Origin of the sequence: Micromonospora sp. NPDC023956 (assembly GCF_040639195.1) — a bacterium.
Taxonomy (GTDB): Bacteria; Actinomycetota; Actinomycetes; order Mycobacteriales; family Micromonosporaceae; genus Micromonospora.
Map to the genome: position 1 here is coordinate 346,616 of NZ_JBEZZN010000003.1, position 17,339 is coordinate 363,954.

A 17,339-nucleotide genomic window follows, 5' to 3' on the forward strand; every position below is an offset into this window, starting at 1 on the left:
GTATCGGACCCCTCTCAGGTCGGTATGTGCTGCGGCGGTGAGCCGGTAGAGGTGGTGGTGAGAGAGCGCTCTCTCGCAAGAGTGGTCCGTCCCGGGACCGCCTGTCAAGAGAGCGCTCTCCGTCGGAACGCCGAAAAAGGCGGGGGCGAACGCGCCCCCGCCTCGTCGTCGCCCCCGACGGTCAGACCACCCGCAGCCCGGCCAGCAGCGAACGGTCCCCGGTCACCTCCAGGGTGCCGAAGTCCACCCGGCCCCGCAGCGCCAGCAGCAGGTCGCTGGCGGTGCCCACCGCGTGCGCCCGCGCGTGGTGGTCGTCGTGGTCGAGGATGGTGCCGGTGTCCAGCAGCGCCACCCCCTCGCCGCGCAGCCGCAGGAACCACTCCTGCCCCGCGTCGGTCGCCACCAGCTGCACCACCCCGCGCCACTGTCCCGGCGCCGGACGCCGGCCCGCCGGCAGGAAGGTGTCCAGCACCTCGCTCACCCCGTCGGCGGCGAGCTTCGCCTCGATCGGCTCACCCGCCGCGATGGCGAGCTGCGCGTCCCAGCGGTGGATAGCGGTGTCGTGCGCCGTCCGGCGCAGCCAGAAGCCGGCCCGCTTCGGCTGCGGGGCCCAGTTCCACGCCGGCACCTCCGGGTCCAGGCCGTCGAAGAGCGCCAGCAACCGGTCGTACGACTCCCGCCAGACCTGCAACGGGGTGGCACCGGCGGGCACCTCGGGCCGCTGCGGTCGCGGCACCGGCGGCGCGGTGGCCTGCCCCGCGCCGACCCGCTCCAGCGCGAACCGGTAGATCCCGGCGAGATCCAGGACGAGATCGGCGACCGTCCAGCCGGGGCGGGAGAGGACAGGGGTTTCCGGCGGCGCGTCGGCCACGGCGGCTGCGAACGCCGGGCCCTCCGTCCGGAGCGCGCCGATCCAGAAATCCTTGCTGACGTGCGGTCTGCTCATCGCGATCCTCCCGGGGTGACCGTGCCACCTGTGCCATGTCACGGTTGTTGCCCAGCCTAGGGTGAAAGGCGTGCCAGACGCCTACGCCCAGCCGACAGCCGACACCGATTCCGCCGACGACCGTTCCCTGGCGAGACACACCACCCTGGGACTCGGTGGTAGGGCGAACCGGCTCGTGACCGCTGCCACTGCCGAGGAGATCGTACAGAGGGTGCGCGAGGCGCACCGACACGACGAACCGGTTCTCCTCCTCGCCGGTGGCAGCAACGTGGTGATCGGGGACGTCGGTTTCGAGGGGACCGCCGTCCTGGTCCGCTCCCGGGGCTTCCGGGTCGTCGCCGAGGACGCCGACACGGTGACCCTCCGGGTCTCCGCCGGCGAGCCCTGGGACGACCTGGTCGCCACCACCGTCGCCAACGGCTGGTCCGGGGTGGAGTGCCTCTCCGGCATCCCCGGCTCCGCCGGCGCCACCCCGATCCAGAACGTCGGCGCGTACGGCCAGGAGGTCGCCGAGACCGTCACCGGCGTCCAGGTGTACGACCGCCACGACGGCACCGTCGGCCGGATCGACGCGGCCGACTGCGGGTTCGCGTACCGGTCCAGCATCTTCCGGTCCAACGACCGCTGGGTGGTGCTCTCCGTCGACTTCCGGCTGCACCGCTCGCCGCTGTCCACCCCGGTCCGCTACGCCGAACTGGCTCGGGCGCTCGGCGTCGGGGTCGGCGACCGGGTGCCCCTGGCCGAGGCCCGCGACACGGTGCGCCGGCTCCGCGCCGGCAAGGGCATGGTGCTCGACCCGGCCGACCCGGACACCCGCTCGGTGGGCTCCTTCTTCACCAACCCGGTGCTGCACCGCGCCGCGTACGAACTGCTCCGGGAGCGCGCCGCCGACCTGGGCGAACCGCCGTCCTGGCCCGGCGCGGGGGACATGGTCAAGGTCAGCGCCGCCTGGCTGATCGACAAGGCCGGCTTCACCAAGGGGCACCCGGGGCCGGAGGGGGTGGCCATCTCCGGCAAGCACACCCTGGCGCTCACCAACCGCTCCGGCACCGCCAGCACGGCCGCCCTGATCGACCTGGCCCGGCAGATCCGCGACGGGGTGCACGACCGCTTCGGCGTCACCCTGCACCCGGAACCCGTCCTCGTCAACTGCGTCGTCTGACCCCGCCGCCCGACCGCGGCGGCCGTCGCGCTCGGGCTACCCCCTCAGGCGGGAGCCACGGCGGACCACGGGACGGTCAGCTCGCCCAGTCGCCAGCGGCGGGGCCGGTCGAGCAGCGGCCAGCCCGCCTCACGGAGGCCCGCCACCGTCCGCAGCCAGCGCTGGCGCGGGCCGAAGGGCGCGTACGCCGCCGCCGTCCGCCAACCGTCGTCGAGCGCCCGGACCAGGTCGTGCACCCGTTCACCGGGGACGTTCCGGTGGATCAGCGCCTTGGGCAGCCGCTCCGCCAGGGTGGCCGGGGTGCCCAGGGTGGAGAGCCGGGCGGCCAGCGTGAGCGAGCGCGGGCCGTCGGCGTCGAGCAGCACCCAACCGCCGAGCCGGCCCAGCTCGTCGCAGGTCCCCTCGACCAGCAACCCGCCCGGAGCGAGCGCGTCGGTCATCGTCCGCCAGGCGGCGGCGACGTCGCGTTCGTCGTACTGGCGGAGCACGTTGAACGCGCGGACCAGGGCGGGCCGGAGCCCGGCCAGTTCGAAGCCGCCCCGGGCGAAGGTGAGCCGGGGCGGGTCGGTGGCGGGCGCGGCGGCGGCCACCCGGGCCGGATCGATCTCCAGACCGACCAGCCGTACGTCGGCGCGGACCCCGGCGGCGAGCCGGGCCCGCAGTTCCACGGCGGTGACCGGTGTCGCGCCGTACCCCAGGTCGACGACGAGCGGGTCGGCCGCCGAGCGGAGCCGGTCGCCGCAGGTGGCGACGATCCAGTTGTCCACCCGGCGGAGCCGGTTCGGGTTGGTGGTCCCCCGGGTGACCACGCCCTTGAGCCGCGGTGTCACTAGCCCACCCGGTGCACCTTGTGCTGGGCGGCCTGGGCCAGCGGCCGGACCACCAGCCGGTCCACGTTGACGTGCTGGGGGCGGGTGGCGCACCAGGCGATGCAGTCCGCCACGTCCTCGGCGACCAGCGGCTCGGCGACCCCGGCGTAGACCGCCGCCGCGCGTTCGGCGTCGCCGTCGAACCGGTGCAGGGCGAACTCGTCGGTCCGCACCATGCCGGGATCGATCTCGACCACCCGGACCGGTCGACCGCAGAGTTCCAGCCGGAGTGTGCCGGCGACCGCGGTCTGCGCGTGCTTCGCCGCGGTGTAGCCGCCGCCGCCCTCGTACACGCCGAGCCCGGCGGTGGAGCTGACGATGACGACGGTGCCGGCGCCGGAGGCCTCCAGCGCGGGCAGCACCGCCTGGGTCACCCGGAGCGTGCCGAGCACGTTCACGTCGTACATCCACTGCCAGTCGCCGACCGATCCGGACTCCACCGGGTCGACCCCCCGGGCACCGCCGGCATTGTTGACCAGCAGGGTGACCGGCCCGGGGGCCCGCTCGACGGCGGCGGCCAATCCGGCGACCGACTCGGCGGAGGTCACGTCGCAGGGGACGGCGGTGGCCGAACCGCCCGCGTCGGCGATCTCGGCGACCAGGGCGGCCAGCCGGTCGGCCCGGCGGGCGGCGGCGAGCACGTGGAAGCCCTCGGTGGCGAGCCGGCGGGCGGTGGCCGCGCCGATCCCGCTCGACGCTCCGGTGACGATGGCGACAGGGGTCATCCGGCCATTCTCGCCCCCCGGGTCCGCGGTGTGCCCGGCGCGACCCCGTTCCGCCCACCGGGGCCGGATGACCTCCGTCACCGATGAGGTCCGTCACCCTCGACGGCCGCCCTGACACATTTCCCGACGCTGATCGGGAAGATGGGATCCGGCGTGCGGGTTGTCCGAGAAGCGCCGGTCGTGCGGACGGCATTCACCGTGGTTTGAGGGAGCGGACGTGGCGGAGATGCACACCGGTGTCGGTCGTCAGCGTGGTGCCCGGCCGTGGCCCAGGCGCATCGCCACGATCTCCGTACACACCTCGCCGCTGCACCAACCGGGCACCGGCGACGCGGGCGGGATGAACGTCTACATCGTGGAGGTCGCCCGCCGGCTCGCCGCCGCCGGCGTCGAGGTCGACATCTTCACCCGGGCCACCTCCGGTGACCTGCCGCCGGTGGTCGAGATGGCGCCCGGCGTGCACGTCCGGCACGTCACGTCCGGTCCGCTGGAGGGGCTCACCAAGGAGGAGCTTCCCGGCCAGCTCTGCGCCTTCACCGCCGGGGTGCTCCGGGCCGAGGCGGCCCGCCCGCCCGGCTGGTACGACCTCATCCACTCCCACTACTGGCTCTCCGGGCAGGTCGGCTGGTTGGCGAAGGAGCGCTGGGGGGTGCCGCTGGTGCACACCGCGCACACCCTGGCGAAGGTGAAGAACGCCCAGCTCGCGGCGGGGGACCGGCCCGAACCGAAGGCCCGGGTGATCGGCGAGGAACAGGTCGTCGCCGAGGCGGACCGGCTGGTCGCCAACACCGGCGTCGAGGCCCGGGACCTGATCGACCGGTACGACGCCGAGCCCACCCGGGTCACCGTGGTCGAACCCGGCGTCGACCTGGACCGGTTCCGCCCCGGGGCGGGTGACCCGGTCCTCGTCCGGCGGGCCGCCCGCCGTCGGCTCGGCCTGCCCACCGAGGGGTACGTGGTCGCCTTCGTCGGGCGGATCCAGCCGTTGAAGGCCCCGGACGTGCTGGTGCGCGCGGTCGCCGCGTTGCGGGCCCGTGATCCGCTCCTCGCCGACCAGGTGACCATGGTGATCGTGGGCGGCCCGAGCGGGAGCGGCCTGGACCGGCCGACCTCGTTGATCGAGCTGGCCGCCACCCTCGGGGTCACCGACCGGATCCGTTTCCTGCCGCCGCGCACCGGGGACGACCTGCCGGCCCTGTACCGGGCCGCCGACCTGGTCGCGGTGCCGTCGTACAACGAGTCGTTCGGCCTGGTCGCCCTGGAGGCGCAGGCCTGCGGTACGCCGGTGGTGGCGGCAGCCGTCGGCGGTCTGGTGACCGCGGTCCGCGACCAGGTCAGCGGGATGCTGGTCGACGGGCACGACCCGGCCGCCTGGGCGGGCACGATCGGGCAGCTCCTGCCGGACCGGCCCCGGTTGACCGCCCTGGCCCGGGGGGCGGTACGGCACGCCGCGCACTTCTCCTGGGACCGGACGGTGCACGGGCTGCTCGCCGAGTACCGGGAGACGATCGCCGACTACCGGGCCCGGCTCACCTGCGAACTGGCCGCCGACGGCGCGGTGCTCTCCTGCGGCTGATCCGGCCCGGTCGACCCGAGCCGGCGGGAGCGGGGCGGGGCGTCCCCGGCGGTCGTAGAGTGGGGTCGATGAGCGCGAAGAGCGAGGTTGCCGCCCTGATCGAGGCGTACTGCGCGGAGCGGGAGCTGGAACACGAGGCGACCGGTCCCACGTCGTACGCGGTCACCCTGCCCGGCACCCACAAGCTGAAGACGATCTGCAACCTGGTCGTCGGCGACCACGCGCTGCGGGTCGAGGCGTTCGTGATGCGGCAGCCGGACGAACGGCGCGAGGAACTCTGGTCCTGGCTGCTGCAACGCAACGCCCGGATGTACGGCGTGGCGTTCTCCGTCGACACCGTCGGCGACGTCTACCTGACCGGCCGGGTCAACCTGGCCGGGCTGGACGCCGACGAGCTGGACCGGCTCCTCGGCGCGGTGCTGACCTACGCGGACGAGTCGTTCGACACCATGCTGGAGATCGGCTTCGGTGCGGCGATCCGCCGGGAGTGGGAGTGGCGGGTCAAACGGGGCGAGTCGACCGCGAACCTCGCCGCGTTCGCCCACCTCTTCGTCCCGTCGTCCGGCGATGCTTCCCGGGCGTCCGGCGGTTCGGAACCCGTCTGACGGGTATGCCGCCCCGCGCGGTGCGGCATGGGGACCCACCGCGACGACGGACTGTCGAGGAGCGTGAGCGTCCATGGCTCAGCGGAACAGCTCTGGTCGCGGCGGGACCGCGACCGCGAGACGGCGAACGGGAAGTCGGCAGACCTCCCCGTCCGACCTCGGACAACTGCGGGTGGACGAGATCCGTGAGCGGCTGCGGGGGTACGGGGTCCCGGGCATCTCCCGGCTGCGCAAGCCGGAACTGGTACAGGCGCTGGCGAAGGCGGAACGTCGCGGCGGAGCCGGCAAACGGAGCACCGGACCGTCCGGACGGGCGGCCACGGGTGGCCGGCGGAGCACGTCGACGCGGGCGGCCTCCGCGTCCAAGCGGGCCGGGCAGGGCCGGGCGGAACGGAAGCCACGGGCGACCGCGACGCCGGCCCCGACGACCATCCGTACGGGTCGGGCCACGTCCCGGTCGGTGCACTCGTCCCAGCGGATCGAGTCGACCGCGGACCGGCCGGAGCGTCCCGGGCGCAGTCTGGTCACCACCAACCACGAGGTGATCCAGCGGTGGGCGCGGGCCCGCCGGGCGAAGCCGGCGACCATCTCCGGTACCGAGCGCGACGGTCGGGCCGGGGTGCTGACGTTCGATCTTCCGGGTTACCGGGAGAGCCGGCGGCTGCGCCAGATCACCTGGAACGAGTGGTTCCGGACGTTCGACGAGCGCCGGCTGAACCTGATCTACCAGGAACAGTTGCGGGACGGCCGACCCAGCAACTTCTTCCGGACCGAGTCACCCGATCGGGAAGACGGATAGGTCGTTTAGCGGAATCCGGGACGGGTATCCCGACGTTGTCAACGGTGGAGTCAGGTAACCGGCTGTGACCGGCGAGACAGCCCGAAACGGTTGTCCTGGGAAACTGACCGAACTAGCTTTATTGCCCTACGCCGCGCTTGGAAACGTTCGGGGGAGCGGCGGATCGATCAGATCCGCGCACCAGGCGGGACGTAGGGGACGGGTGGACCACGCCGTTGGGGGACGGCGCCCACCTGTTGAACCGGCGGCGCGAGCGGGCGACGCTTACGGGGGTGAGTGTCGCCCGCCGCCGCCGGGTGAGCGATGCGGGCGTCTGATCCGACCAGGTCGGACCGGACGCCCGCTTTCGCGTGTCGGGACGGCACGGGCTGGCGTACGGCCCGCCGCCGCGACCGGGCGCGGGACGGCCGCTCCGCCCGGTCAGCGGGTCGTGGCGGGTTCGGCCGGCGCGGTCGCCGCCGCCTCCGCCGCCTGCGGGGCGGGCGGCACGAGAAGGGTCGCCGGCGCGGCCGGTCCGACGGCCGGCGGACGCAGCGCGACGGCCCGGCGTTCCCGGGCCGGCCCGGAGAGCAGGTGGGCGGCGGCGGTGACCCCGCCGATCGCGGCACAGCCCAGCCAGAGCGCGGCGTTGCCCGCCTCCTGCCGGACCAGTCCGCCGAGGATCGGCGCGGCGGCTCCGGCGATCTGCCAGGAGAGCGAGAACACGCCCTGGTAGCGCCCGCGCAGCTCGGCCGGGGAGAGTTCGGCGATCAGCGTGGAGTTCGACGGGGAGTTGAGCATCTCGCCGAGGGTCCAGATCAGCACGGTGAGCCCGTAGAACCAGGCCGCCCCGGCGAAGGCGGTCAGCCCGAACCCGACGCCCATCACGACGGAGGCGAGGGCGAGCACGTGGGACCGGCTGCGTCCCCGGATCAGCCGGGGGACGAAGAGCTGGCCCACCACGATCAGGACGCCGTTGAGCGCGATCACCGAACCGTACGTCGAGGTGGAGAGGCCGTCCTCGCCCATGGCGATCGGCAGCATCGAGATGTGCTGGAGGAAGACCAGCGCGCTGAGCAGGTTGAGCGCCACGAAGCCGAGGTAGATCCGGTCGGTGAGGATGGTCCGCAGCGCTCCCCGGGGCACGGCGGCCCCGCCGGCCGGGACGCTGACGCTCGGTTGCCGGGTCTCCCGCACCTTGACCAGGATGACCACGGCGGTGACCAGCGTGGTGGCCGCGTCGACGACGAAGAGCAGCAGGTAGTCGACCTCGGCGGCGAGCCCGGCGAGCACGGCGGCGCTGGCGAACCCGAGGTTGACGGCCCAGTAGTTGAGGGAGAAGGCGCGGAGCCGGTCCCGTTCCGGGACCACGTCGATCATCATCGCCCCGAAGGCCGGCCGGGAGGCCTCGGCGAAGAGGCCGAGCAGCAGCGCCCCGGCGGCCACCGCCCACAGCGGGCGGGCGAAGCCCAGCGCCAGCATCATGCTGGCCGCGCCGACGTGCGCGGTGAGCAGGGTGGGCTTGCGCCCCCACCGGTCGGCGAGTGTCCCGCCCACGGTCGTGCCGACCGCGCCACCGACCCCCCAGAGCCCCAGCACCAGGCCGGCCTGGAGTTCGGAGAAGCCGCGCTCCCGGGTCAGGTAGATGGCGAGGAAGATCAGGACGAACGAGCCGAGCCGGTTGATCAGGGTGCCGGCCCAGAGGTACCAGAAGGTGGCCGGTAGGCCGCCGGTCGTCTCCCGGAACCAGCCCCGTACCGTCCGCACGCCCGCGCCCCCGTTGTCGTAATGACCGCTCCATGTGTGGTGCCTTACGGAACTTAGTCCCGCCTCCCCGCGCAGGTCATCCGCTTTTCCACGTGGCGGTCGTCACCGCCTCCCCCCGCGTGTCCGGTCCACGGTTCGGGCAGGATGATCCCCATGACTGCGAGCGAAGGGCCCACCGTCGGGACGCTGGTCCTGCTGCGGCACGGCGAGAGCGACTGGAACGCCAAGAACCTCTTCACCGGCTGGGTCGACGTCGACCTGACCGCCAAGGGCGAGACCGAGGCGCGCCGTGGTGGCGAGCTGCTGCGCGAGCACGACCTGCTCCCCGACGTCGTGCACACCAGCCTGCTGCGCCGGGCGATCCGCACCGCCGAACTGGCGCTGCACGCCGCCGACCGGCACTGGATCGCGACGCGCCGGTCGTGGCGACTCAACGAGCGCCACTACGGCGCCCTCCAGGGCAAGAACAAGAAGCAGACCCTCGACGAGTACGGCGAGGAGCAGTTCACCCGCTGGCGTCGCTCGTACGACACCCCGCCGCCGCCGATCGACGACACCGACGAGTGGTCCCAGGCCGGCGACCCCCGGTACGCGCTGCTGCCGAGCGAGCTGATGCCGCGCACCGAGTGCCTCAAGGACGTCGTCGAGCGGATGCTGCCCTACTGGTACGACTCGATCGTGCCGGACATCCTCGCCGGCCGGACGGTCCTGGTGGCCGCGCACGGCAACTCGCTGCGCGCCCTGGTCAAGCACCTGGACCAGATCTCGGACGCCGAGATCGCGAAGCTGAACATCCCCACCGGCATCCCGCTGCGCTACGACCTCGACCCGCAGCTGCGCCCGCTCACCCTGGGCGGCACCTACCTGGACCCGAACGCCGCCCGGGACGCCGCCGCGGCCGTCGCCAACCAGGGTCGCTGACCGCTCCCGCCCCCCGGCCCGGTCGGTCGCCGGGGTCCCCGTCACCGCTTCCCGGGTAGCGGGGGACCCCGGCGAGCACCTGGGCGGGCGGGGGCGACGGTGCTCAGACCGGTTCGCCGGTGACCAGGTAGACCACGTGCTCGCCGGCGTTCACCGCGTGGTCGGCGAAGCGCTCGTAGAACCGGCCGAGCAGGGTGGCGTCGATCGCCGTCTCGACCCCGTACGGCCAGCCGTCGTCGAGCAGCACCCCGAAGAGACTGCGGTGCAGGTCGTCCATGGCGTCGTCGTCGCGGTCCAGTTCGGCGGCGAGGTCGGCGTCCGGGTCCGCCAGCACCGAGGCGATCTTCGCTGCCATCCGGTCCGCGATGTCGGCCATGTCGGTGAAGATCGGCCGCAGTTCGGCGGGGACGGCGGGGGAGGGGTGCCGCCGCAGCGCGGTCTTGGCCACGTGGTCGGCGAGGTCACCCATCCGTTCCAGGTCGGCGGCGACGTGCAGCGCGGTGATCACCGCCCGCAGGTCCGAGGCGACCGGGGCCTGCCGGGCGAGCAGTTCGCAGACCCGCTCCTCGACGTTCCGGTAGAGGCTGTCGATCTCGGCGTCCCGCACGATCACCACCTCGGCCGCCTTCCGGTCGGCGGTGAGCAGTGCCCGGGTGGCCTGCCGCATGGCGGCCCGGATCCCCTCGGCCATGTCCACCAGCAGTTGGCTGACGGCCTCCAGTTCGGCCCGGAACTCGTCGCGCATCGTCACGTCCTGTGGTCGGTGGTCGCCGTCACCCTGCGGCGGCGGCCCGGGTGGAACGCCGCCCCGGGGCGGGGACGGCGCGGGTGGGTGGCCGTCGGCGAACCGGGCGGCGCGGTGCTGCGGCGCCAACCGTAGGGGCGGCAGGCGGAGCCCGGGTGAACCACGGTGAACGTGCACCGTCGGGACGGTGAACACTCCCGGAAGCGAGAGTGATTCGCCCCATTCTGCACGGTTGCCGGATGAACAATGACCCTACGATCGCCGGGTGGACTGGGCAACGACGGTCGGCGTGCTGCTGGCCCTGGTGATCGGGCTGGTCGCCGGGCTTCTGCTGGCCCGGTACGCCCGCCGGTCGCGCGCCCCGCGCACGGGCTCCGCAGGATCCGGGTGGAACACGGCAGGAAGGCCCGCGATGCCCGACGACCAGCAGGCAGGACTCTCCGGCCTCGGCCGCAGAACGATCGACTCACTCCGGGCCGGCGTGGTCGTGCTCGATTCCGACGACCAGCCGGTGCTGGTCAACCCGGCGGCTCGGGCGATGGGGCTGCTCCGCACCGGCACCACGCCCGGCTCGATGGCCGCCCACCCGTTGATCCGTACGTTGGCGGGGCAGGTGCGGCGCACCGGCGTGCGCCGCGAGATCGAGCTCGACCTGCCCCGGGGCCGCGACAACGTCGGCCCGGACCCGCTCGGGGTGCACCTGCGGGCGATGGGCATCGGCGGAGGCCACGTCGCCGTCGAGGCCGTCGACGTGACCGAGTCGCACCGGCTGGCCCGGGTCCGCCGCGACTTCGTGGCCAACGTCAGCCACGAGCTGAAGACCCCGATCGGCGCGCTCCAACTGCTCGCCGAAGCCCTGCTCGACGCCACCGAACCGGCGGGGACGAGCGCCGGCGCGGTCGGACCGACCACCGCCGGGGCGGCCGACCCGACCGCCGCGGGCCGCTCCGAGGACATGGCCGCCGCCCGGCGGTTCGCCGAGCGGATCCAGCACGAGTCGACCCGGTTGGGCCGGCTGGTGCACGAGCTGCTGGAGCTGACCCGGTTGCAGGGCGCCGAACCGCAGCCCGCCCCCGAGCCGGTAGCGGTGGACTGGGTGGTCGCCGAGGTGCTCGACCGGACCCGCACCACGGCCGCCGCCCGACGGGTGGCCATCGCCGTCGAGGGCGAGCGGGGCCTGACCGTGTACGGCAACGACAGCCAGGTCGCCACGGCGGTGGCGAACCTCGTGGAGAACGCGATCATCTACTCCGGCCAGGACACCACGGTCACCGTGACCGTGCGGAGCGAGGACGAGCACGTCCAGGTCGCCGTCGCGGACCAGGGCATCGGTATCGCCCCCACCGACGTGGACCGGGTCTTCGAACGGTTCTACCGGGCCGACCAGGCCCGTTCCCGCTCCACCGGGGGCACCGGCCTGGGCCTGGCCATCGTCAAGCACATCGCCAGTAACCATGGCGGACGGGTCGAGGTGTCGAGCACTCTTGGTGGTGGCTCGACGTTCACCCTCCGGTTGCCCGCCCGTCCGCCGGACGACCTGGCGGCGACACTCCAGTCCGCTGAGATCGAGGCCGGCCCGGCCGAGCTCCGGCAGGTCTGACCGTACCGAAAGGAAACCCTCTGGTGAGCCGCGTTCTGGTGGTCGAGGACGAGGAGTCCTTCTCCGACGCCCTGTCGTACATGCTCCGGAAGGAGGGCTTCGAGGTGTCGGTCGCCGCGACCGGGACGTCCGCCCTCACCGAGTTCGATCGCACGGGTGCGGACATCGTCCTGCTCGACCTGATGCTTCCCGAGATGTCCGGTACGGAGGTGTGCCGCCAGCTCCGCCAGCGCTCCCACGTGCCGATCATCATGGTCACCGCCCGGGACAGCGAGATCGACAAGGTGGTCGGCCTGGAGATCGGGGCGGACGACTACGTCACCAAGCCGTACTCGCCACGTGAGCTGGTCGCCCGGATCCGGGCGGTGCTGCGGCGGCGCAGCGCCGAGCCGGCCGATGCGGGCGGCCCCAGCCTGGCCGCCGGACCGGTCCGGATGGACATCGAACGCCACGTGGTGACCGTCGACGGCGCGCCGGTGCAGCTCCCGCTGAAGGAGTTCGAGCTGCTGGAGTTGCTGTTGCGCAACGCCGGCCGGGTGCTCACCCGGGGGCAGCTCATCGACCGGGTGTGGGGCGCGGACTACGTCGGCGACACCAAGACCCTCGACGTGCACGTCAAGCGGCTGCGCTCGAAGGTCGAGCCGGAACCGTCCGCGCCGCGCTACATCGTCACGGTGCGCGGCCTCGGCTACAAGTTCGAGCCGTAGGCCGACCGGCCGAGGGTGGTGGCAGGGTTCCCTGCTGCTCACCGGACGGTGACAGGGGACTCCCGCCCCCCCCCGCACCGAGTCAGGACGGGGTGGCCGGGTGCGGGGCGACGAGGCCCTGCCGGTGGCGTGCCGCGCACAGCTCGGTGAGCTTGACGTACGCGGGTTCGCCGATCAGTGCGGTCAGCTCCGGCCCGTACGACCGGTACATCGGCTCGCCGCCGACGTGCGCCTCCGGCGACGAGGTGCACCACCAGTCCAGGTCGTGCCCACCGGAGCCCCAGCCCCGCCGGTCGAACTCGGCCAGTGTGGTCACCAGCACCTTCGTGTTGTCCGGCCGCTTGCTCCACTCCTGGTCCCGCCGGATCGGCAGCTGCCAGCAGACGTCCGGCTTGTACTCCAGCGGGTGCGCTCCGTCCCGCAGCGCCTGGGCGTGCAGCGCGCAGCCGCCCCCGGCGGGGAAGTCGGCGTCGTTGAGGAAGACGCACGGGCCGTCGACGCTCCGGGTGGCGGTCCGCCGGGCCGGGTTCTTGCCGTCGACGGTGTCCATCTCGGTCCAGTTCTTGAACCCGCGCCGGTGGTGCTGCCAGGTCTGCGGCGTCAGTCGCTTGGCGGCGGCCCGCACCCGCTTCTCGTCGTCGTCGTCGGTGAAGAACGCGCCGTGCGAGCAGCACCCGTCCGCGGCCCGACCGGCGACGATGCCGTGGCAGCCCCGGCCGAAGATGCATGTCCAGCGGGAGAGCAGCCAGGTCAGGTCGGCGCGGACGACGTGCCGTTCGTCGGCCGGGTCGACGAACTCGACCCACTCGCGGGGGAAATCCAGCGGCACTTCGCGGCTGCGCGGGTCGGCCGGCCCGTCCACCAGCACTCGGATCTCCATCCGGCCAGCCTAACGCGGGTGCGGCCGCCCGGCAGGCGAGCCGGTTACCCGGGTGGGCTCTAGGGTCTTCCCATGCGACTGGGTGTTCTCGACGTCGGTTCCAACACGGTGCACCTGCTGGTGGTGGACGCGCACCACGGTGCCCACCCCTGGCCGGCGCACTCCGAGAAGATGGTGCTCCGCCTCGCCGAGCAGATCGGCCCGGACGGCGCGTTGCGTCGGGCCGGCGCGGACGCGCTGGTCGAGGCGGTGGGCACCGCTCGGCAGGCGGCCGTCGGCCTGGCCACCGACGACCTGATCGCCTTCGCCACCTCCGCCGTCCGCGACGCCACCAACGGCGCCGAGGTGCTGGCCCGGGTCCGGGACGAGACCGGCGTACGGCTGGAGGTGCTCGCCGGGGCGGACGAGGCGCGGCTGACCTTCCTGGCGGTGCGCCGCTGGTTCGGCTGGTCGGCCGGCCGGCTGCTGGTGCTGGACATCGGCGGTGGCTCGCTGGAGGTGGCCGCCGGGATCGACGAGGACCCGACCGTGGCGGTGTCGCTGCCGCTCGGTGCCGGCCGGCTGACCCGGGAGCGGCTGGGGGTGGACCCGACCACCGCCACCCCGCCGCCCGCCGAGGTCGTCGACGAGTTACGGGAGTACGTCGACACGATGCTCGACCCGGTGGTCGAGCAGATGGCCGGGGTGGGTTGGGACCGGCCGGTGGTCACCTCGAAGACGTTCCGGACGCTGGCCCGGCTGGCCGGGGCGGCCCCGTCCAGCGCCGGTCTGTGGGCCCCCCGCCGGCTCACCCGGACCGGGCTGCGGCAGGTGCTGACCTTCATCCGGCACATCCCACCCGTCCAGCTCGCCGAGGTGGAGGGGGTCAGCGCCGGCCGTTCGCACCAGCTCCTCGCCGGGGCGGTGGTGGCCGAGGCGGTGCTCCGCCGGCTGGACGTCGAGGCGCTGGACGTCTGCCCCTGGGCGCTGCGCGAGGGGGTCATCCTCCGTCGGCTGGACCAGCTCGGGCCGGTGTGATCGAATCCGAAGGCTACGGGTGGTTTGCGACTGCTCGTCACGATGCCGTCATCGACGGCGGGCTACCCTGGTTCCTGTGACTTCCCGCGTCCCGGTGCTCCTTTCCAGCTCCTCGGTCTTCCCGGAGCCGACTGCGGCGGCGTTCCAGCTGGCCGCGGCGCTCGGCTACGACGGCGTCGAGGTGATGGTCTGGACGGACGCCGTCAGCCAGGACGCCGGCGCGCTGCGCGGTCTCGCCGCGCACTACGACGTGCCGGTCCTGTCGGTGCACGCGCCCTGCCTGCTGGTCACCCAGCGGGTGTGGAGCCCCGACCCGTGGGAGCGGCTCCGGAAGGCGGCCGAGTTGGCGGAGGACCTCCAGGCTCCGACGGTCGTCGTCCACCCGCCCTTCACCTGGCAGCGCGACTACGCCCGGGGCTTCGCCGACGGCATGGCCGACATCGGCCGGCGGCACGGCGGGCTGCGCTTCGCGGTGGAGAACATGTACCCGGTGCGGATGGCGGGCCGGCAGTTCGTGCCGTACCTGCCCGGCTGGGATCCGACCGACACCGGGTACGACGCCTACACCCTCGACCTGTCGCACTGCGCCGCCTCGCACACCGACGCGCTGGCGATGGCCGACCGGATGGCCGACCGGCTGGCCCACGTCCACCTCGGCGACGGCACCGGCGAGGGGCGCGACGAGCACCTGGTGCCGGGGCGGGGCAACCAGCCCTGCGCCGAGCTGCTCTCCTCGCTGGCCGGGCGGGGCTTCACCGGTTCGGTGGCGGTGGAGGTGGCCACCCGGGGTGCGAAGAGCCGTGCGGTCCGCGAGGCCGATTTGCGGGCCGCTCTCGACTTCGCCCGCCAGCACCTCGCCGCTCCGTCCCCGGTCGACGCCTGAACCACCGCCGCAGGTGGGCGGTCGGCGACCGGACCGGGTGGCGGTGCCGGCCAGCCAGGTAACCGACAAGCGGGCCGGCGGGTGGCGGAGCGGTGGGTGGGTTCAGCTGACCGGGGCGAGTGGCTGGTCGGCGGTGGCGGCGCGTTTGCGCGCCCGGTGGGCGGCCACGTGCGACCGGGTGGCACAGCGCTCCGAGCAGAACCGCCGGCAGCAGTTGGAGGACGTGTCCAGGTAGACGTTGCCGCACCGCTCGTCCGCGCAGACCCCGAACCGGGCGCTGCCGTACTCGCAGAGCCAGACGGCCAGTCCCCAGACCGCGCCGGCCAGGTAGTCGACCGCGATCGAGGCGCCGCGGCTCGCCGGGTGCATGTGCCAGTCGCTCGAGTCGTGCCCGGAGATGTGCGGGTGCACCGGGTACGACTCCAGCAGGGAGTTCAGCTCCGCGACCGTCTCGGCGTCCCGGCCGGAGGCGCCGGACTCGAAGACACCCCGCAGCCGTTTCCGGGCCCGGCGGAAGGTCGCCAGATCCCGTTCGGTGATCTCTTCGCGCAGCCCCGCGTCATCACCGGGGAGCAGGGACAGCAGGTCGTCGAGGTCGTCCAGGCGGGCGTTGACGAGGTCAACGCCGTTTCGGGCGTACGCGTCGAAGTTCACACCCCCAACGGTAGACGACTCAGGAAGCGCGTGGCGCATCGATGTAGTGAGGCAGGAACCGGGCGTAGCCATCGGTGATCAGGCTTGCGCTCTCCCGGATGCCCGCCCCGGCCGACTCGCCGTCGACGATCCAGCTGCCGAGCACCACCCGGTTGCCGGCGAACTCCGGCAGCGCCCGGAACTCCTGGTAGCACCAGCCCTCGTCGCCGTAGATGCCCGGGTTGCTGATCTCGGCGCCACCGGCGGTGACGATCCGGACCGACCCGCCCTCCCGCCCGAGCAGGGGCTTGACCACGTACTCGGGCATCTGCCGGGGCGAGTCGAGGTAGGCCGGGAGCAGCAGCTCGTGCCCGGGGTACAGCTCCCAGAGGACGGCCAGCAGCGCCTTGTTGGACAGCAGCAGCTTCCAGGCGGGCTCGATCCAGGTGGTCGGGGTGCCCGGCTCCAGGGCGGGCCGCCCGTACGGCTCGGCGAGCATCCACTCCCACGGGTAGAGCTTGAAGCAGGTGGTGACCGGTCGGTCCTGCCGGTCGACGAAGCGGCGGCCGTCCCAGCCGACCTCCTGGATCGGCATCAGTTCGGCCTTGAGCCCGGCCTGGCGGGCGCACTCGGCGAGGTAGCCGGCGGTCATCTGGTCCTCGCCGGAGTCCTCCTCCCGCGACCAGAACACGTGGACGGTCGGATCGTGCAGACCCAGGCCGATCCGGTGCCAGGCGGCGACCAGCCGTTCGTGCAGGCTGTTCCACTGGTCCAGGTCGGGCCCGGTCTGCTCCAGCCAGTACCACTGGATGATGCCGGCCTCGACCAGCGAGGTGGGGGTGTCGGCGTTGTACTCCAGCAGCTTCGGCGGCCAGGATCCGTCGTACCAGAGGTCGAACCGGCCGTACAGGCTGGGCGGGCGCTCGCGCAGCGACCGGGCCACCGCCTCGGCCGCCCAGGCCGGGATGCCGAAGTCGGCGTACCGGTTGCGGGCCACCACGTGCTCGGCGGCGGCCACCGACATCCGGTGCAACTCCTCGGTCGCCTCCTCCAGCCGGAGCACCTCGGCCAGGTCGAACGCGTACGCGGCGCTCTCGTCCCAGTACGACATGAGTTCGCCGTCGGGCAGTTCGGTCTCGGCGTAGACCAGGCCCTGCTCGCGGATCGTCGCCTGCCAGCCGGGCCGGGGCGCGCGGGTCTCCCGGCGCACGTCAGCCGCCGCAGTCGGCCAGGTGGGTGCCGAAGCCGCCACGTTCCGGGACGGCCGCCGAGACCGGTTCCGGGGCGGCCCCGCCGGTCGTCGGTGCGGGGTTCCGGAAGGCCAGCGCCACGGTGCCGCCTCCGCCGCCCGGACCGAGGGCGCAGTCGTCATCGTCGTCGTCCGAGGTCATGTTGCACCCGGAGAGCGCCAGCGCGAGCACGGTGAGCGTGCCGAGTTGCACGGTCGCCGACCGGAGGCGGCGAGGGGAGCGAGTTTCCACCCGTTCGTTGTAGCGGATGGTCGCCACCGCGTCGTCACCCGGTC

At 73.3% G+C, this 17,339-nt stretch carries 18 protein-coding genes; 9 read left to right on the forward strand and 9 right to left on the reverse strand.

The window, feature by feature from the left end; genetic code table 11:
• Positions 1–181 precede the first annotated feature (181 nt).
• Positions 182–946, reverse strand: a complete 765-nt coding sequence (locus AB0F58_RS07825; protein WP_357139537.1) for a maleylpyruvate isomerase family mycothiol-dependent enzyme — start codon at positions 944–946, stop codon at positions 182–184.
• Positions 947–1,016: 70 nt separating this feature from the next.
• On the opposite strand from AB0F58_RS07825, the gene AB0F58_RS07830 reads away from it, so the two are divergent.
• Positions 1,017–2,108 (forward strand): UDP-N-acetylmuramate dehydrogenase, encoded by a 1,092-nt coding sequence (locus AB0F58_RS07830; RefSeq protein WP_357139540.1) that lies wholly within the window; start codon positions 1,017–1,019, stop codon positions 2,106–2,108.
• A 44-nt stretch (positions 2,109–2,152) separates the two neighbouring features.
• Here AB0F58_RS07830 and AB0F58_RS07835 read toward each other — a convergent pair whose 3' ends face one another.
• Both AB0F58_RS07835 and AB0F58_RS07840 read right to left on the reverse strand, forming a co-directional pair.
• The gene (locus AB0F58_RS07835; protein ID WP_357139543.1) at positions 2,153–2,938 is read right to left on the reverse strand and encodes a class I SAM-dependent methyltransferase; all 786 of its coding nucleotides are present in this window, start codon (positions 2,936–2,938) and stop codon (positions 2,153–2,155) included.
• Complete coding sequence (locus AB0F58_RS07840) at positions 2,938–3,702, reverse strand: SDR family NAD(P)-dependent oxidoreductase (RefSeq protein ID WP_357139546.1); 765 nt, start codon at positions 3,700–3,702, stop codon at positions 2,938–2,940. The genes AB0F58_RS07835 and AB0F58_RS07840 overlap by 1 nt, the downstream gene beginning before the upstream one ends.
• 217 nt (positions 3,703–3,919) lie before the next feature.
• Here AB0F58_RS07840 and mshA point away from each other — a divergent pair, with 217 nt between their 5' ends.
• The 3 genes from mshA (at position 3,920) to AB0F58_RS07855 (ending at position 6,682) form a co-directional block, all read left to right on the forward strand.
• A complete protein-coding gene (gene mshA / locus AB0F58_RS07845; protein WP_357139550.1) occupies positions 3,920–5,278 on the forward strand; it encodes a D-inositol-3-phosphate glycosyltransferase in 1,359 nt (452 codons plus the stop codon).
• A gap of 68 nt (positions 5,279–5,346) precedes the next feature.
• Positions 5,347–5,883: a YbjN domain-containing protein gene (locus tag AB0F58_RS07850; RefSeq protein WP_357139553.1), complete on the forward strand. Its 537-nt coding sequence runs from the start codon at positions 5,347–5,349 to the stop codon at positions 5,881–5,883.
• 73 nt (positions 5,884–5,956) lie between these two features.
• The gene (locus AB0F58_RS07855; protein ID WP_357139556.1) at positions 5,957–6,682 is read left to right on the forward strand and encodes a hypothetical protein; all 726 of its coding nucleotides are present in this window, start codon (positions 5,957–5,959) and stop codon (positions 6,680–6,682) included.
• A gap of 420 nt (positions 6,683–7,102) precedes the next feature.
• On the opposite strand, the gene AB0F58_RS07860 is transcribed toward AB0F58_RS07855, so the two are convergent.
• Positions 7,103–8,428 (reverse strand): MFS transporter, encoded by a 1,326-nt coding sequence (locus AB0F58_RS07860; RefSeq protein ID WP_357139559.1) that lies wholly within the window; start codon positions 8,426–8,428, stop codon positions 7,103–7,105.
• A 153-nt stretch (positions 8,429–8,581) separates the two neighbouring features.
• Here AB0F58_RS07860 and AB0F58_RS07865 point away from each other — a divergent pair, with 153 nt between their 5' ends.
• The gene (locus AB0F58_RS07865) at positions 8,582–9,349 is read left to right on the forward strand and encodes a phosphoglyceromutase (protein WP_357139563.1); all 768 of its coding nucleotides are present in this window, start codon (positions 8,582–8,584) and stop codon (positions 9,347–9,349) included.
• Positions 9,350–9,452: 103 nt separating this feature from the next.
• Here the strand turns inward: AB0F58_RS07865 and phoU are convergent, their stop codons facing one another.
• Entirely contained in the window at positions 9,453–10,094 is a 642-nt protein-coding gene (phoU, locus tag AB0F58_RS07870; RefSeq protein WP_357139566.1) for a phosphate signaling complex protein PhoU, read from the reverse strand.
• Between the two features lie 265 nt (positions 10,095–10,359).
• On the opposite strand from phoU, the gene AB0F58_RS07875 reads away from it, so the two are divergent.
• Both AB0F58_RS07875 and AB0F58_RS07880 read left to right on the forward strand, forming a co-directional pair.
• Entirely contained in the window at positions 10,360–11,694 is a 1,335-nt protein-coding gene (locus AB0F58_RS07875) for an ATP-binding protein (RefSeq protein ID WP_357139570.1), read from the forward strand.
• A gap of 23 nt (positions 11,695–11,717) precedes the next feature.
• The gene (locus AB0F58_RS07880) at positions 11,718–12,401 is read left to right on the forward strand and encodes a response regulator transcription factor (RefSeq protein WP_357139573.1); all 684 of its coding nucleotides are present in this window, start codon (positions 11,718–11,720) and stop codon (positions 12,399–12,401) included.
• An 82-nt stretch (positions 12,402–12,483) separates the two neighbouring features.
• Here the strand turns inward: AB0F58_RS07880 and AB0F58_RS07885 are convergent, their stop codons facing one another.
• Positions 12,484–13,281 (reverse strand): hypothetical protein, encoded by a 798-nt coding sequence (locus tag AB0F58_RS07885; RefSeq protein WP_357139576.1) that lies wholly within the window; start codon positions 13,279–13,281, stop codon positions 12,484–12,486.
• Between the two features lie 72 nt (positions 13,282–13,353).
• On the opposite strand from AB0F58_RS07885, the gene AB0F58_RS07890 reads away from it, so the two are divergent.
• Together AB0F58_RS07890 and AB0F58_RS07895 are read left to right on the forward strand one after the other, a co-directional pair.
• Positions 13,354–14,298, forward strand: coding sequence for a Ppx/GppA phosphatase family protein (locus AB0F58_RS07890; protein WP_357139579.1), 945 nt, complete (start codon positions 13,354–13,356; stop codon positions 14,296–14,298).
• 76 nt (positions 14,299–14,374) lie between these two features.
• Positions 14,375–15,181, forward strand: a complete 807-nt coding sequence (locus AB0F58_RS07895) for a sugar phosphate isomerase/epimerase (RefSeq protein ID WP_357139581.1) — start codon at positions 14,375–14,377, stop codon at positions 15,179–15,181.
• 102 nt (positions 15,182–15,283) lie between these two features.
• Here the strand turns inward: AB0F58_RS07895 and AB0F58_RS07900 are convergent, their stop codons facing one another.
• Genes AB0F58_RS07900 through AB0F58_RS07910 form a run of 3 tightly spaced genes read right to left on the reverse strand, consistent with a single transcriptional unit; the run spans position 15,284 to position 17,322 of the window.
• Complete coding sequence (locus AB0F58_RS07900; protein ID WP_357139584.1) at positions 15,284–15,835, reverse strand: CGNR zinc finger domain-containing protein; 552 nt, start codon at positions 15,833–15,835, stop codon at positions 15,284–15,286.
• Between the two features lie 19 nt (positions 15,836–15,854).
• Entirely contained in the window at positions 15,855–17,024 is a 1,170-nt protein-coding gene (locus AB0F58_RS07905; protein WP_357139586.1) for a glutathionylspermidine synthase family protein, read from the reverse strand.
• A gap of 1 nt (position 17,025) precedes the next feature.
• A complete protein-coding gene (locus tag AB0F58_RS07910; RefSeq protein ID WP_357139590.1) occupies positions 17,026–17,322 on the reverse strand; it encodes a hypothetical protein in 297 nt (98 codons plus the stop codon).
• Positions 17,323–17,339: the final 17 nt, after the last annotated feature.

Excerpts from the sequence above, each read along its gene's own strand:
- AB0F58_RS07825 (WP_357139537.1), bottom strand. The coding sequence starts at position 946 with ATGAGCAGACCGCACGTCAGCAAGGATTTCTGGATCGGCGCGCTCCGG.
- AB0F58_RS07840 (WP_357139546.1), bottom strand. The coding sequence starts at position 3,702 with ATGACCCCTGTCGCCATCGTCACCGGAGCGTCGAGCGGGATCGGCGCG.
- AB0F58_RS07850 (WP_357139553.1), top strand. The coding sequence starts at position 5,347 with ATGAGCGCGAAGAGCGAGGTTGCCGCCCTGATCGAGGCGTACTGCGCG.
- AB0F58_RS07855 (WP_357139556.1), top strand. The coding sequence starts at position 5,957 with ATGGCTCAGCGGAACAGCTCTGGTCGCGGCGGGACCGCGACCGCGAGA.
- AB0F58_RS07865 (WP_357139563.1), top strand. The coding sequence starts at position 8,582 with ATGACTGCGAGCGAAGGGCCCACCGTCGGGACGCTGGTCCTGCTGCGG.
- phoU (WP_357139566.1), bottom strand. The coding sequence starts at position 10,094 with ATGCGCGACGAGTTCCGGGCCGAACTGGAGGCCGTCAGCCAACTGCTG.
- AB0F58_RS07885 (WP_357139576.1), bottom strand. The coding sequence starts at position 13,281 with ATGGAGATCCGAGTGCTGGTGGACGGGCCGGCCGACCCGCGCAGCCGC.
- AB0F58_RS07890 (WP_357139579.1), top strand. The coding sequence starts at position 13,354 with ATGCGACTGGGTGTTCTCGACGTCGGTTCCAACACGGTGCACCTGCTG.